The organism is Dyadobacter sp. SRI_021, assembly GCF_057586235.1.
On record NZ_JBYCZM010000001.1, the window covers coordinates 1,159,100 to 1,175,569 of the forward strand.

The following is a 16,470-nucleotide window of genomic DNA, read 5'->3' on the forward strand; positions in this document are numbered from 1 at the left end:
GTATTGCTGGGACGCCAACAAAAAACCGCTGGCGGCAACCCTTGCGTACATGAATGACCGTGTAGAAATCAACGTATCGGTAGAAGGAGCCGCGTATCCTGTCACGATCGACCCGATTGTAGCAAATGGTAATCCGAATAATGTCAACAAAACGCTGGAATCAGAGCAGAGCTATGCATGGCTGGGCTATTCTGTCGCCAGCGCAGGGGATGTGAACAAGGACGGGTACAGCGATATCATCGTGGGAGCACCTAAATACGACTGGAATGGTGAGGATGCCGGTGCCGCATTTGTCTTTCCGGGATCGGTTACAGGCGTTACCCTCAGCGCGCAAAGACTCAACCGGAACCAGCCATTTGCGCAAATGGGTTTTTCGGTTTCCAGCGCAGGTGATGTGAACAAAGATGGATACAGCGACGTGATCGTAGGATCTCCTTATTGGGAAGATAGTCCTGCCCAAAATAACGAGGGAGCTGCGTTTCTCTATTTCGGTGGAGCTCCCAACGCACAGAACGCGCCTACTGGTATTAATGCAGGTGTTTATGTAACGCTACAATCGGATCAGCCCGAAGCCAATTTTGGTGTTTCGGTTGCGCTGGCTGGGGACGTTAATGCCGACGGTTGGAGCGACTTCATGGTAGGTGCGCATATGTATGACAAGGATCAGACCAATGAAGGGGTGGCATTTCTCTATTATGGCGCTAACAATCCATCAGGTTATGATTCTCAAAAAACAGAAATACTTGAATCCAACCAGGCTGATGCCATGTTCGGTTATTCGCTTGCCGGTGCCGGGGATATCAATGCAGATGGCGCCAGCGATATTGTAATCGGAGCAAGGCTTTATGATATCAATGCAAACAAAACCAATGAAGGTGCTGCATTCATGTTCAAAGGCAATATCAATTCCACGCCTGTGTCGGCATCACAGCCGCAGGTGATCCTCATGTCCCAAATCGCTACTCCTCAGGCCGACGCCCGTTTTGGTCACACTGTGTCCACAGCCGGAGATGTAAATGGCGATGGTTATGCCGACATTGCCATCGGAGCCTATTATTTTGATGGCGGACTGAGCAATGAGGGCGCTGTATACATCCATTACGGCAATGCAAACGGCGTGAACAATGTGGCCGACAAGGTAATTGAAGGCGAGCAATTTGGTGCCGAGTTTGGCTGGTCGGTTGCGAGTGCCGGCGATGTGAACGGTGATGGCTATGGTGACCTACTGGTAGGCGCCCGGTATTTCGACAATGGGCACCTTAATGAAGGAGGTGCATTTGTGTACCACGGCTCTGCAAACGGTCTGAATACGACCGCAGCAAGTACGATAGAAAGTAATCAGGGCGATGCCTGGCTTGGATTCGCCGTGTCCTCGGCAGGTGACGTAAACGGGGATGGTTACAGCGATATTCTCATTGGCAGTTACGCATTTGATCATGGGCAAACGGACGAAGGGCAGGTGTTTGTATATCATGGCAGTGCGGGAACAATTGGAGCGACACCGAGAGGAGTGTCGAATGGCACTGCATCAGGCGCGCTACTTGGCTCTTCTATTGCCATAATTGGTGATTACAATGGTGATGGGCTGGATGATATAGTGGCTGGCGCACCTAACTTCGATGGCGGGCAGGTAGCAGAAGGAGCGGTATTCCTTTCATTCGGAGATGCAACCACCGGAACAAACTCGATGGTTAAATTGGAATCCAACCAATTGAATGCGAAGTTGGGATGCTCCGTGGCTGGTGCCGGTGACCACAACGGCGACGGGTTTGACGACCTCCTTATAGGCGCGACCGGAGGTACATTTGGTGGAAACACCGGAGTGGCATACGTTTACAACGGTAATGCGCAAGGTACTCTCTCGGCCGGTACTACACTTTATGCTGTTTCGAATAAACTGTTCGGTACGAGCGTCGGCAGCGGGGATATTAACCGGGATGGTTTTACAGATATTATCGTGAGCGCTCCCATTGTCACAAACGGCTTGAAGTCAGAAACAGGTCTGATCGCCGTTTATCCCGGATCCGGTAATGGTGTGACCAATGCGAATTATACCACCATTTATGGACCCAGCGCCGGGACAAAACTGGGAAGCAGCTTAGCTACCGCGGATGTAAACGGCGACGGATTCATGGATATCATTGCCGGGGCTGGATTGTCAAGTGGAGGCGAGGGATCTTTTTATGTATGGCATCGCGGTGCAGGCGGTATCCCGACTGGTACGCTATCGAACTTTCAACTTAAATCCAATACTCCGAATGCAGGTTACGGAGCCTCCATTTCTGCGGCCGGTGATGTCAACGGCGACGGTTTCGGCGACATTATAGTCGGCGCACCTGGCGTCTCCAACGGCCAAAGCAATGAAGGTATTGCAAGAATCTACTATGGGTCGTTGAATGGAATCACATCAGCTTCAAACACCTTGATTGAAGTTAACCAGGCGGAGGCTGCATTTGGCACATCGGTTGCCGGCGCGGGGGATGTGAATGGCGACGGATATGATGACGTGATTGTCGGAGCGCCGTACTATGACGATGCCGTAGCCAATGGCGGAGGTGTCTGGATTTTCCACGGAGCGCAAAATGGCTTGAACACCACAAGCAGCTATTCATTGAAAGGGGAACAGGTGGAAGATCATTTTGGACAGGCCGTTTCCGGTGGAGGAGATTTGAATGGCGATGGGTACAGCGATGTGGTGGTGGGTATACCCGGCTCAGATCAAAGTGGGATGACAAATAATGGAGCTGCGAGGGCCTATTTTGGCAATGATGGCTATGCGGGAAAAAATAAGAGGAACAGCATCCGGTTATATAACACTAATCTCACCCCAATGACTTACAGTCAATCGACGCAGGGTTCGGTCGTCGTAGGCATTTACCCTACATCTTTCCTTGGCCGTAACAATGGTCGACTCGCTTGGAATTATGTTCAAAATGGAACCAGTTTCTCAAAAGTTTCTAATAATCCAATCACCTATAGTACAATCACCGACGGTGCACAAAACTCATTTGGCACATTGCAAGGTATTGAGTTCAAAACTGGTATCACAAAACTATGGACAGTAACAAGAATGCGTGTGCGGTTTAAATATGAACTTTCTACCGCATTGACAGGTCAGGTATATGGGCCCTGGCGTACAGTCCCTGAGTATTTGCTGTACTTGCCAATCGGAAGCGTACCTGAACTAGCTAGCGAAGGAGTCGAAAAAGCAGTGATCCAGGATACTAGACCCGAATACCAAGATCTCGTCTCCGTATATCCTAACCCCGTATCCGACCGCCTCTTTATCCGGTCTACCAACATGGATCAGCTAGCATCGCTCCAACTGATCTCAACGAACGGAACGATGGCATTCACATCCGCCAGGCCGCAAAGCGAAGTAGATGTAAGACACCTCGCAGCCGGATCATACATCCTGGTAATCCACCGCAAGGACGGCTCTAAAACCTCTCACAAGGTTTTGATCAAAAAATAATAGTGCGACTTAGATTTGAAATGCTTCCCGGAAATTCCGGGGAGCATTTTTTATTTCCGAAGGGTCAATGGTTTCTAACCGATCGGACATCGCTTTCTGATTTCGAGCCCGCTCATTATTAATTTGTAAGCTCGATCGGAACAAATACCTCTTCAAATCAAAACCGGACAAGCTTATGAAAAAGCACTACGCTACTATCATTGGAAGTACGGCCGCAATTGCGGCTATTGCAATAATTCTAGTTCTTGCTTCGCTGATCAGTAATCGAGAGGAGCAAACCTTCTCCATTCAACCGGATATGTCAAAGATTTCTTTGAAAAATGATACGACAGGTAGCGCATTAACCAGCATCCAGAATGAAATTGCGAAACGAGAGTATCACATTACCTTCGATTCAACTCATCATGCACTCCAAAGTCCGAACCGACAGCACAACCTTAGGGCCTACTACCGTCCTGGCAAGCTTGCCATTCAGAACCGCATTGACTCCGCAGGCCAAAACTTCCGGATGGAGCTGGTTAATGAAGGAATCTATGCCGACGGATCCCTCATCGCCAAAGCAGAACCGGACGCTGTTTCCCACAACAGTAATGACACGCTGACAATCACACACCAGGGCTTCGCCGAAGAATTCATTAATAATCAGGCGGGTATCCGGCAAAACTTCATAATCACCCGGGTGCCCGCCCATACGCAGCAATTGTCCGTGCGCCTGTCGGTTCGTGGCTTGCATGCACGGCAGCGGGACGACAGTAATTTAATACTATATTCTAATGACGGCGGTAAGAGAACCGATCGCCTCACATACAGCGACTTGAAATGCTGGGATGCAGATGGCAAACCCCTTGCCGCCGACATGACACTTTCGGGACGGCAAATTGAAATCAACGTCGACGTGACCAATGCAGCCTACCCCGTCACTATCGACCCGATCATCGCCAACGGCAGCCCGGCCAACGCCGATAAGACACTGGAAATCAACCAAAGCTATGCATGGCTGGGCTTTTCGGTTTCTACTGCCGGTGATGTCAACGGCGATGGGTACAGCGACGTACTCGTAGGCGCGCCTAAATACGATAACGGACAAGCTGACGAAGGCGCGGCTTTCCTCTATCCCGGAACTGCCGGCGGCATCAGCCTCGCCGCGACCGTCTTGGAATGCAACCAGGCCAATGCACAAATGGGCTACTCGGTGAGTAATGCAGGAGATATCAATAAAGACGGTTTCTCCGACATTATGGTGGGACTACCGTATTACGATGCATCTGTATCCAATGAGAGTGTGGTGATGATCTACAAGGGTTCCGCAAACGGGCTAGTCACCAACAGCCCTTACGTTCTCAAGCTCGACCAGGCAGAGGCTAACCTGGGCATTTCCGTGGCCATGGCGGGCGATGTCAATGGTGATGGCTACTCGGATATGCTGGCCGGTGCCCATCAATTTGACAACGGCCAGTCCAATGAGGGGGTTGGCGTTCTCATACTTGGCGCTCCGAATGGCTTAGGATTAGTAACGTTCCTGGAATGCAACCAACCCAACGCCATGATGGGCTTTGCCGTGGCCAGCGCTGGCGATGTGGATGGCGACGGGTTCAGCGATGTAATGGCCGGAGCGCGGCTTTACAGCAATGGGCAAGCCCTGGAAGGCGCGGCATTTGTTTTCAAAGGCTCGGCAAATGGGCTGATAACCGCTAATCCGACGGTTATTGAAAGTAATCAGGTGGACGCCCGGCTCGGGCATGCGCTCTCGTCCGCAGGTGACGTGAACGGGGACGGATTCAGTGACATCGCCCTCGGTGCCTACCAATTCGACAACGGCAGCACAAACGAAGGAGCCGTCATGATTTACTATGGTTCCGCCATCGGCATTAATAGCGTTCCATCGCTAACATTGGAAAGCGATCAGACTGAGGCACAATTCGGTATCTCAGTTGCTTGCGCGGGCGATGTGAATGCGGACGGCTACGCAGATTTGATAATAGGTTCCCGATACTATGACAAAGGTCAGGCAAATGAAGGGGCCGCATTCATTTATCAGAGCTCCCCGGCCGGGTTGAATCCCGTGCCTGTATCTGTTCTTGAAAGCAATCAGGCCGACGCATGGTTGGGCAGCGCGGTAGCGTCAGCCGGTGACGTGAACGGAGATGGATTTAGCGATGTACTGGTTGGGAGTTATGCTTTTGATCATGGACAGACAGATGAAGGAAGTGTGTTTGCCTGGTATGGTCGAAGTACAGGGATTGATAGCGGCGAACCTCAATTAATTTATTCGACACAGCCCAATTCTGAATTTGGATTCGCTGTCTCGGACGCTGGTGACGTGAATAGAGATGGATTTGGAGACATTATTATTGGAGCACCACTTTTCGACAATGGGCAATCAGATGAAGGGGCTGCTTTTTTATACTATGGGAATGCAATCGGTTTGACAGCTCCAGTAGTCATTGAAAGTGATCAAGAAAATGCGGAATTAGGCAAGTCTGTTGCTAAGGCCGGAGATGTCAATGGAGACGGATTCGATGACTTGATCATAGGTGCCGTATATTATTCAAATAATGAACTTTATGAAGGAGTAGCATTCGTCTTTTACGGTTCGTTGTCAGGAGTCGACAAAAACTCAAAGTCAATTCTTGAAATTAACCAAGCTAACGCCTGGTTTGGCAGATCTGTTGACGGGGCGGGGGATGTGAACGGAGATGGTTATGACGATGTAATCGTTGGGGCTACGGAATACGACAATAATGAAGAAAACGAAGGTGCGGGATTCCTCTATTATGGATCACAGACCGGTATAAATCCTATTCCCGTCAAAGTACTCGAAATAAATAGGAGCGCTGCGCATATGGGATATGCCGTGTCTGGGGCAGGCGACGTTGACGGAGATGGATTCGATGATATCTTAATAGGAGCACCGTTGTTTACAAATCAACAGAACAATGAAGGGGCTGCTCTTCTCTACTATGGCTCAGCAGCAGGGCTGAAAGTTAATCCAATTGTCATTGAAGGAGATCAAATAGACGCAAACATTGGCTATGCGGTTTCAACTGCCGGGGACATCAATGGGGATGGTTTTGCCGATATCCTTATAGGTGCTCCACTTTTTACAATAAGCCAAAACAGTGAAGGAGCTGTTTTTGTGTACTATGGCTCAACGACCGGGGTGTCTATTGCCACAAAAACAACTATCTCGGTAAATCAATTGGCTTATATAGGTTCGTCGGTTTCGTGTGCCGGAGATGTAAATGACGATGGTTATAGTGATATCGTACTTGGGGCAATTCATTATCAAACTTCCAAAATTCTTGGTGGGGCAGCCATTGTGTATTACGGATCTGCCAATGGAGTTTCGCAGGAAAAAACCATCATTACTAGCGACACTGACTTTTCAGAAATGGGTCAGTCAGTTTCAGGCGCAGGTGATATTAATGGTGATGGTGTGAGTGATTTGATAGTCGGGGCTCCGTACTACGGCAATGGGGCCACTAACTTGTTTTACGGCAACGCCACATTAGGCTCCCGTAACAACCTCCGCCTCTACAACACCGACCTCTCCACCCCCATCAACCACACCCAATTCGCCCAAACAAACTTCGGCGCGGGCCTCTTTGTCAAATCCTTCACAGGCAGAAACAAAGGCAAGCTGGTATGGGAAACCAAACCGACAGGGCAGGGCTTTTCCAAAGGCAGCAATAACCGCATTACCAACAGTACCCAATCCACCGCTTCGCAAAATACCTACGCGAATCTGGGAACGACTGGCTTCGAGCTGAAAAATGTGATCGACAAGCAAGGGCCGGGTACCAAGGTACGGGTGCGTGTCAAATATGACCCTGTTTTGGCATTGACCGGGCAATCCTACGGGCCGTGGCGGTATTTACCGGCCTATCTGATGGGAAATAGTACTGCGTCGGTGCCGGAGGAAAAAGGAGGTAATTTATCAGAAACTATCGAAAAGAAAGCAATCCGTTTGGAGGAGGGGAAAGCATCGGAAGTAGCCAAGATTTATCCCAACCCTGTTTCCAGCCGATTGAATATCGATCTCAAAGACAAAGACCAGGTGCAAAGTTTGAGAATCCTCACAGCAACAGGATCGGTGATGTATCAATCAAACGAGCTTCGATCATTTGTAGATGTGAGCAAACTCCCCGAAGGCGCTTACTTCCTGATCATTACGAAAACGGACGGCTCCCATACCACCCGTCAAATACTGATACGCAGATAATACATAAGAACTTCATAAATAAGGTTTAGATGTAATGCAAAAGGCGTCCGCGAAATTCGCGGACGCCTTTTAGTTAAATGCTTGCTGTTTCAAAAGAGACTTATCAGAATGCATTACTCCCACAATTTCGAAGGATAAGCCCCTGCCTCGTGTAATGCATTCAGTGAAGCCTGTACCGATGGCTTGTCTTCAGGATAAGTAACCCCGAACCAGTCCGAAGCGATACGGAATACGCGGCAATCGCCCAGGCCGCTTTTGATGATGTGCGTCATCACGGTCGGGATGTAGAATTCGGCTTTCGGAGTGTTGATATTTTCGCGGGCGTATTTTTCGAAAAGGTCCTTAGTGATCGGGAACATCGAGGGTTTAAAGCCCCAGAAGTTCATCGATACCGGTGTTTCAGGTGCCAACTCGGTACGTGTTTCACCTTCTTCGAAATAAATTACACCGTTTTCTTCAAATATTTTGGTACGTTCCACCACGGATTCGAGGTTGTGATCCTCGCGCTCCACGCATACACCACGTGAGACGGTACCGTTTTCGGAAAGCGTGCGTTTCAGCTCGTAACCGATCATAGCATGCTGCTTGTCGTTGGTGTCCGTTTGCAGGAATCTGGCCATGGTTTCAAATGCATCGCGGCCATAGAAATCGTCGGCATTGATCACGGCAAATGGCGTGTCGGTTTGCTCCCAGGCGCATAGGGTGGCGTGGCCGGTTCCCCATGGTTTGGTACGCTCGACAGTCCCTAGGTCTTCGGGAACGTAGGATTGAACGCCCTGAATCGCGAAGTCGAAGTCGATCTTACCTTTGAGTTTAGGGGCAAAAATTGCTTCGGCGCTGTCCTTGATCTCCTGGCGTACGATGAATACTACTTTTCCAAAACCTGCGCGAATGGCGTCGTATAAAGAATAATCGATGATGGTTTCTCCGTTGGGACCGAACTGGTCGAGCTGCTTGATACCTCCGTACCTGCTACCGATGCCGGCAGCCAAAATCAAAAGAGTTGGTTTCATTCAAATGGATTTAAACGTTCCTTTAATGCGGTGTGTAAAAGACGGTTCAAAATAAACCCATTCAAAACGATAAAAAAAACGCGCTCCGGGTTTCGGAGCGCGTTTTTCCAAAATAAAATATTTTAATAATTTTAATTATACCGCGAAGCTCTCGCCGCATCCGCACGTGCGGGTGGCATTGGGATTGATGAACTGGAATCCTTTCCCGTTCAACCCGTCGGTGAAATCAAGGGTCGTTCCGGCCAGATATAGAAGGCTCTTTTTGTCTACGATAATTTTCACTCCTTTATCCTCGAAGACCATATCGTTCGGCTTCGACTCGGAGTTGAATTCGAGGTTATATGTGAGACCCGAACAACCACCGCCCAACACGCCTACACGAATCTGATAATCGTCTTCAAAACCGTCAGCCTTGCGGAGTTCTACAATCTTATTTTTGGCTGAATCGCTTACCGTAACCATTTTTCTAATGTTTTTATTACCTGTCCAAATTAACGTTTTAACCGAACCTGAAAGTTCAAATTCTGGCCGAAAACACGTAATTCACCCCTAGTCATTACTCGGAGCAGGTCGTGATTTCAGAAAAAATCGCGTAGCGATGTAATATCGGTAGTCAGAAGGTTGTACCCTATTTATCTAAATCCCGTCAGGGATGCCACAACAGATGCCCTGCGGTCCCTGATAATGCCTTGCTGTTACATGCCCAAGGGCATTTCGAGACATTGTAAAGCCTCCATTTTGCTACCAATATTTCATGCCTAACCGCATTTCTCACTACTCGCACGCTCTTTCCGACGCCCCATTCACTCATTCCCCGTTCCACGGCGGATCATTACAATATCACCGCCCCGCCCTGGTTAATGCCTGAAACGTGCACGGCCGATTCAATCCCTGCACTCGCAAACCGCTCCTGCATGGCCTTACCGGCATTTTTCGCGTTCTCAATTCCCCGGCTCAATGCAAACATCGACGGCCCGGCGCCTGAAATACTGCATCCCAGCGCCCCATTGGAGATAGCGGCCTGTTTTACTTCTTTGAACTCCGGAATCAGGATCGAACGAACGGGCTCGATGATCACATCTACCATCGAGCGACTGACCAGATCATAATCCGCTTTCATAAGGCCCGCTACCAGACCCGCCACATTGCCCATTTGAGCGATTGTATTTTTCAAAGAAACTTCATTCCGTAAAATGAAGCGGGCATCTTTGGTATTGATCTCGATATCGGGATGCACGAGCGTGCAATAAAGGTCGTCCGGCACCGGGATCGTGAAGATATCCAATGGGTTATAACTGCGGATCACGACAAAACCGCCCAAAAGCGACGGCCCCACATTATCCGCATGCGCCGAACCGGAAGCAATGCGCTCGCCTTCCATCGCGAACGGCAACAATTCTTTACGGCTCAACGGATTACCCAGTAATTCGTTCATTGCCACCACACCCGCCACCGCGCTCGCCGCGCTGGACCCCATTCCGCTGCCGAGCGGCATATTTTTACGCAAAACCACTTCGCAGCCAAGGTCTGTGATACCCAGATGTTTCAGCAGGGCAAGCATCACCACGGTCACAGAATTCTTCTCCGCCTGACGCGGCAACCGACCTTCATCACCCGTAATGTCGGTAATAACAATCCCCGGCTCGTCCCGCTTGGTCAACTCAACGGTATCTCCCGGCTCCTGGATAGCAAACCCGAAAATATCAAACCCACACGACACATTAGCGACTGTCGCCGGCGCAAAAGCTTTTACTGAATTCACTGTAAGTGGTTGTTTTCTATCCCAAATAGCTACTGATACTCATGATATCCGCGAACACGCCGGATGCGGTCACCTCGGCGCCGGCCCCCGGGCCTTTGATCACGAGCGGGCGATCCTTATAACGTTCCGTAGTGAAGGACACGATGTTGTCGCTGCCCGAAAGCGTGTAAAACGGATGCGAGGCGTCTACGGTTTTGAGCTCGATGGTGGCTTTGCCGTTTTCAAGCGTCGCGATGTAGCGAAGTTTTTCGCCGTTCGCTTCCGCCGCTGCCTGCATATCTGCGAAATACGCGTTCGAGATTTCCAGTTCCCCGAAAAATGCATCCACAGTGGGCGCGTTCAGGCAGTTCGCGGGCAGGATTTGCGAAATTTTCACTTCTTCCGGTTCCAATGCCACCCCTACTTCCCGCGAAAGGATCAGGATTTTACGGCCTACGTCGGCACCGCTGAGGTCGTCGCGCGGGTCGGGCTCGGTGAAACCTTTGGCTTTGGCTTCTCTTACGACATCCACAAAGCGGTTGTCGCCGCCGAAATTGTTGAATATATAGGATAGCGTTCCCGAAAGGATCGCCTCGATTTTCAGGAATTTGTCGCCGCTCGCCATCAATCCCTGAATGGTATTGATGATCGGCAGACCTGCGCCTACGTTGGTTTCGTACAGGAACTTCACGCCGCGCTGCAATGCGGTGCGCTGCAATGCAATGTACTCCGAATAGCTGCCCGAGTTGGCCACTTTATTGGGCGTCACGACGCTGATACTCGCGTCGAGCAGCATATGGTAGTACTGCACAATGTCCTTGTCGGAAGTACAATCCACAAAAACGCTATTCGGCAGGTTGAGCTCGATCATGCGCTGCACGAATGCGGGCAGGCTCGTTTTTACGCCCTCATCCATTACACGGTCGCGCCAGTTTTCAGGCTTGATACCGTCCGGATCGAGGAGCATTTTTTTGGTATTGGATAAACCGGCGATATTCAGGTTCAGCAACTTTTCTTCGCGCAGATACTGGGTCTGGTTGCGTATTTGCTCGATCAGCGTGCCGCCGATTAACCCTACCCCCACAATAAACAAGTTCAGCGAGCGCGTTTCCGATTGGAAGAATACGCCGTGAATCGCGTTCAGCGCTTTGGAAAGATCGCTTTTGGAGATCACCACTGAAATATTGAGCTCCGAAGAACCTTGCGCGGTGGCAACCACATTGATACCGTTTTTACCCAAAGCCGAGAACAGCTTGCCCGAAATACCGGTGTTCTTCTTCATTCCCTCGCCCACAATCGCAACGATCGACAGGTTTTTCTCCACGGAAATCCCATCGATATGCCCCAGACCGATCTCTGTCGCGAATTCTTTTTCGAGTACGTCGATCGCCTTTTGCGCATTCTTCGGATCAATAGAGAAGCAGATCGAATGCTCCGATGACGCCTGCGAAATGAGGATCACGCTGATCGCATTGTTGGATAGTGCGGTAAACAAACGCCCGGAAATACCGGCGACGCCGATCATCCCGCTGCCTTGAATATTCACGAGCGCGATTTCGTCGATCGACGAGATCCCGGTGATCACATACTCCTTACCGTTAGCGGATTTTTGAACATAAGTTCCTTCAAAATCGGTATTGAAAGTATTGAGCACTTTCAGCGTAATATTCTTCGCAAATGCCGGCTGCAGGCTCGGCGGGTAAATCACCTTCGCACCGAAATGCGACAGTTCCATCGCTTCCGCGTAGGAAATGGACGGGATCGTAAATGCATTCGCGACTTTGCGCGGATCGGCGGTCATCATACCGTCGACGTCCGTCCAGATTTCGATCGAATCGGCTTCCAGCGCGGCGCCCAGGATGGATGCCGTATAATCGGAGCCGCCCCGGCCGAGTGTTGTAGTAACGCCCTCGGCAGTGGATGCGATGAAACCCGTGACACATTGCAGCGCCGGGCTTTTCGCGAAATGCTCTAATATTAAATGATTGGTAACTTCAAAATTGACATCACCCATGCCATAAGTAGCATTGGTGCGGATCACCTGGCGCGCGTCGCAGAATTCGGCGGCTACGCCTTTACTTTTGAGGATTTCGGTAATGACCAGCGTAGAGAGGCGTTCGCCGAAACTCATAATGAGGTCGAGGGTGCGTTCCGACAGCTCACGGATCCAGGAGACACCCCGGAGAATGTCTTCCAGCTCATTGAAAAGGCCGCGCACAGCCGCAAATGTGCTACTCTGGTTTTTCACGGGAATCAGCCCGCGCACGACCGCGAAATGCCTTTCTTCCACGCCTTTCAAAAATTCGACATATTCCGTATTGCCGGCGGCTGCCATTTTCCCGATTTCGATGAGCCTGTTCGTGACCCCACCCATGGCAGAAAAAACGACCGTGATACGCTCGCCTTTTGACAGATTTTCTTCGAGGATACTGATTACCGTTTTGATACTGTCGACCGATCCGACAGAGGTGCCGCCAAATTTAAGAACCTTCATTTAAAGCTATATTCGAAATATGCGAATGTGAACGGCGCAGGGCCGCTCATTTTGAACAGAATGCAAATATAGCAATTCAAACGCCGCTTACTTTCAATAATACCCCTAAATGCAGGTGGTTCTGGCGAATTAACCCGACTGCCGGAAGCGCCCATCATCGGTATACCTCACCCTCAGCCAGTTGCCGACGGGTGTAACTTCATATAAACATCTCTTTTAAAAATATTAAATTTTAAATAAAATCATTTTCATCACGGAATATTTCATTAAAACATTTTTTCTCAATCAGATATTTTTTGAAATTAATTAAAAATAGAAGATTATTCTGTTTTAATCAGATTACCTAACTGTTTCACTCCATTACTTAATCAATTATGAAGAAAGTCTTTACATTGGGCTTCTTATGCGCCTTACTGTTCCTCAGCGGAGCTGGTTTTGCGCAAGACCTGAGCATCAAAGGCAAAGTGCAGTCGGCCGACGGGTACCTTCCCGGTGCCAGCATCCTCATCAAGGGCACCAGCCGCGGCAGCACCACGGATACCAACGGCGACTTCACCCTCAGTGCGCCGGCCAATGCGACCCTCGTTATTTCGTTTATCGGTTACAAAACATTGGAAATCCCCGTCGGCTCGAAAACCGTCTTAGACATTACGCTCGAAAACGACGCGACGCAGTTTAACGAGATCGTCGTAACGGCCCTCGGTATTGCCCGTGAGAAGAAGGCCCTGGGCTACGCGGTGCAGGAGGTGAGCGGGAAAACGCTCACACAGGCGAGAGAGACCAACCTCGTCAACTCGCTTTCGGGCCGGTTGGCAGGGGTGCAGGTGACCAATTCCAATGGCGCACCGGGCTCTTCGTCTCGGATGATCATTCGCGGGGCGAGCTCCATCGGCAGCAATAACCAGCCGCTGTTCGTCGTGGACGGCGTACCGGTGGATAACAGTAATTTCGGCTCGGGGACGGGTATCGATTACGGCAATGCCGCCGCAGCGATTAACCCGGACGACGTGGAATCGATCAACGTTCTGAAAGGACCCAGTGCGGCGGCGCTTTACGGCTCGCGCGGGGCTAATGGCGTTGTGTTGATCACAACCAAAAGCGGCAAAGGCACGAAGGGAATCGGAGTTTCTTTTAATTCCAACACGGCATTCGAATCGCCATTCCGCCTTCCGAAATGGCAGAATGAATACGGCCAGGGCGCAAAAGGACTGTTTTCATATGTGGACGGAACCGGCGCGGGGGTGAACGACGGCGTGGATGAAAGCTGGGGACCGAAACTTGACGGCCGGTTGTTGCCGCAATTCGACTCGCCCATTGCTGCAGACGGTACCCGCACGCCTACGCCGTGGGTAGCGCATCCCGATAATGTCGACAAATTCTTCGAAACCGGCCGGACGCTCACCAACAACGTGGCCATTACCGGCGCGAACGACAAAGGAGATTTCCGCCTTTCATTCACCGACCTCGACCAGACAGGCATTTTGCCTAATACCAATTACAAAAGAAGAACAGTTTCATTGAACGCAGGCTGGAATCTTACTAAAAAGCTGAGTATTCGCGCCACTGGCAATTATGTGAACGACGGCAGCGACAACCGGAACAATTTCGGGTTGTACTTCATCTGGTTTGGCCGCCAGGTAGATATGGATAAGCTGAAAGACTACCACAAGCCGGGCAGCATTTATCAATACAACTGGAACGACAATTACTGGACCAACCCCTATTACCTGCTTAATGAGAGCACGCGAGCCAACGAACGCGACAGGTTGTACGGAAATATGTCGGCAACTTACAAGTTTACCGACTGGCTGAGCCTCACAGCACGAACCGGTACCGACTTCTACGAGGATCGTCGCAAGACCAAAACTGCCGCTCGCCAGGCAAAAATCGGGGCATCGGCTTTATATGACGCTTATAATGAGGAGCAAATATTCGTGCGCGAATCTAACTCCGATTTTCTTTTGAATGCGACGCACAAGTTTGGCGAGTTTGATATCGCGGCTAATATCGGCGGTAACCACCGCACCAACTATGCGCAGCGCAACTACATGGGTGCGACCGAGCTCGCGATCCCACGTGTGTACAACCTGGGTAACTCTCGCCAGCGCCCGGTTACGGAAAACAGCTTTATCCGGAAAAGTGTGAACAGTCTTTACGCTTCGGCCAACCTCGGTTTCCGCAACTACCTGTTCGTGGACCTCACTGCCCGCAACGACTGGTCGAGCTCCCTGCCGAGCGACAATCGCTCCTATTTCTACCCTTCCGCGGCTGTAAGTGCAATCATTACCGACATTTTCGACGTAAAATCTGCGGTGTTATCGTTTGCGAAACTTCGTGCAGGCTGGGCGCGCGTGGGTAACGATACCGACCCGTACCGTTTGGCAAGTACTTATAAATACGAAAACCCTTGGGGCAGCACGCCGAGCCTTTCGGAAAACAATGCACTGCTGAATGCCAACCTGAAACCCGAGCTTACCTCTTCCTATGAGATCGGAACGGATATTCGTTTGTGGCAAAACCGCATTGGCCTGGACATTACTTACTATAAAAAGGTCTCTTCCAACCAGATCCTCGATGTAAACATTTCCAATGCAACCGGTTACCTGTCGAAACTGCTGAATGCGGGTAAAATCGAGAACCAGGGTATTGAAATCCAATTGACGGCTTCGCCCGTTAAGACCGAGGCTTTTGAATGGCAAGTAGGTTTAAACTGGGCACGGAACAAGAACAAAGTCGTTTCGCTAGCCAACAACCTTACCACCTATCAGCTGAACACCAGCTATAACCCACTGACGCAGACTACCTCTACCAACAGCTTCCGTGGGCTTTCGGTGGAAGCGCGCGTGGGCCAGCCTTATGGTACTTTCTTCGGAAAGGGCTTCCTGCGCGCCCCGGATGGTCAGATCGTTTACGATGCGCAGGGTTACCCGATGCTCGAATCGTCGAGCCGCGTGCTGGGTAACTTCACACCCGACTGGATTGGCGGCTTCTCGAACACGTTCCGTTACAAAAACCTCTCATTGAGCACATTGATCGACGTAAAACATGGTGGCGACATCTTCTCGCAGTCCATCAACATCGGTCGCTACACAGGGGTATTAGCCGAAACCACCCTGGGACGCGAAGACGGCATTATCGGGCAAGGCGTAGTGAATAAAGGTACTGCTGCAGCGCCTGAATATGTTCCGAACGAAAAACGCATCAGCTCCGAAGAGTACCATCACAAATATTACCTGCTGACCAACAACGAGAATACCATTTTCGACGCGAGCTATGTGAAGCTGCGCGAAGTGAAGCTGACTTACATGCTTTCGGGGCAGGTGTTCAAGAAACTGCCGTTCCGCGACATTGCGATTTCGGTTGTAGGCCGCAACCTGGCGCTACTGAAAAGCAACCTGCCGCACATCGATCCTGAAACAAGCTACTATAACGACGGTAACTTGCAAGGCATCGAAAACGGGCAGATCCCGACGACCAGAACGGTTGGTTTCAATATCAGCTTCAACCTGTAAGCCATTATCCTAA

The 16,470-nt window shown here is 50.4% G+C and carries 7 protein-coding genes; 3 read left to right on the forward strand and 4 right to left on the reverse strand.

Translation table 11 applies throughout. From position 1 onward, the window contains the following. The first annotated feature begins 49 nt into the window (after positions 1-49). Both AC2YIT_RS04810 and AC2YIT_RS04815 read left to right on the forward strand, forming a co-directional pair. On the forward strand, positions 50-3,475 hold the full coding sequence (locus AC2YIT_RS04810) for an FG-GAP-like repeat-containing protein (protein WP_487278403.1): 3,426 nt from the start codon (positions 50-52) through the stop codon (positions 3,473-3,475). A gap of 175 nt (positions 3,476-3,650) precedes the next feature. Beyond that, a complete protein-coding gene (locus AC2YIT_RS04815) occupies positions 3,651-7,697 on the forward strand; it encodes a T9SS type A sorting domain-containing protein (protein WP_487278404.1) in 4,047 nt (1,348 codons plus the stop codon). Between the two features lie 113 nt (positions 7,698-7,810). Here AC2YIT_RS04815 and AC2YIT_RS04820 read toward each other — a convergent pair whose 3' ends face one another. The 4 genes from AC2YIT_RS04820 to thrA all read right to left on the reverse strand — a co-directional run bounded on the left by AC2YIT_RS04820 (position 7,811) and on the right by thrA (position 12,945). Next, positions 7,811-8,710 (reverse strand): nucleotidyltransferase family protein, encoded by a 900-nt coding sequence (locus AC2YIT_RS04820; protein ID WP_487278405.1) that lies wholly within the window; start codon positions 8,708-8,710, stop codon positions 7,811-7,813. Between the two features lie 135 nt (positions 8,711-8,845). Beyond that, on the reverse strand, positions 8,846-9,172 hold the full coding sequence (locus AC2YIT_RS04825; protein WP_430841914.1) for a HesB/IscA family protein: 327 nt from the start codon (positions 9,170-9,172) through the stop codon (positions 8,846-8,848). Between the two features lie 370 nt (positions 9,173-9,542). Beyond that, positions 9,543-10,472: a homoserine kinase gene (locus AC2YIT_RS04830; protein WP_430841912.1), complete on the reverse strand. Its 930-nt coding sequence runs from the start codon at positions 10,470-10,472 to the stop codon at positions 9,543-9,545. Positions 10,473-10,488: 16 nt separating this feature from the next. Beyond that, positions 10,489-12,945 (reverse strand): bifunctional aspartate kinase/homoserine dehydrogenase I, encoded by a 2,457-nt coding sequence (gene thrA / locus AC2YIT_RS04835; RefSeq protein ID WP_487278406.1) that lies wholly within the window; start codon positions 12,943-12,945, stop codon positions 10,489-10,491. Positions 12,946-13,319: 374 nt separating this feature from the next. Between thrA and AC2YIT_RS04840 the strand changes: the two genes are divergently transcribed. Then, positions 13,320-16,457, forward strand: a complete 3,138-nt coding sequence (locus AC2YIT_RS04840) for a SusC/RagA family TonB-linked outer membrane protein (protein ID WP_430841908.1) — start codon at positions 13,320-13,322, stop codon at positions 16,455-16,457. Positions 16,458-16,470: the final 13 nt, after the last annotated feature.